The sequence below is a fragment of the Lactobacillus sp. C449L genome, assembly GCF_059900815.1.
Window position 1 is genome coordinate 1 of sequence record NZ_JBWXGA010000304.1, and the last position, 436, is coordinate 436.

A 436-nucleotide genomic window follows, 5' to 3' on the forward strand; every position below is an offset into this window, starting at 1 on the left:
TCTTTTTCCTGCCCATACTTCCATTGCGTGAGAGAGATTTCATTTGGTTTTGGTTCGTAATCTATCACGAACCTAACTTCTTCATTTGGTTTCACTTTTACCGGTGTCTTGCCTTTTAGCAGTTCGACCGATCCGGCAGTATCGACACATGTCCTTTTCCAGCAATAAGTTCCTAATCTGGTTTCATATGATTTCTCCCCAACTTCAATCCTGGCTTTCGGCGGCTGACTCCCGGTCATTCCATTTAATGAACAACCCATCAGAATAAACAGCATAAAAGCTAATAATCCAATCAGCCATTTCTTCATCACTGACACCTCCCGTTTTTTAATCAGACGATTTACACCTCGGTTTGGTTTCCAAAAAGGACCAATATTTTTTTTACCTCCCTGTCCGGCTTTTTCTAAAATATAAAGAGGTTAAAAAATAGGTGCTG

General features: G+C 40.4%; 1 protein-coding gene. It reads right to left on the reverse strand.

Annotated elements, in window-relative coordinates; all coding sequences use genetic code 11:
• The coding region (locus AC2JF9_RS09515) for a hypothetical protein (RefSeq protein WP_500727290.1) at nt 1–308 on the reverse strand (308 nt) is incomplete at its 3' end.
• Between the last annotated feature and the right edge of the window lie 128 nt (nt 309–436).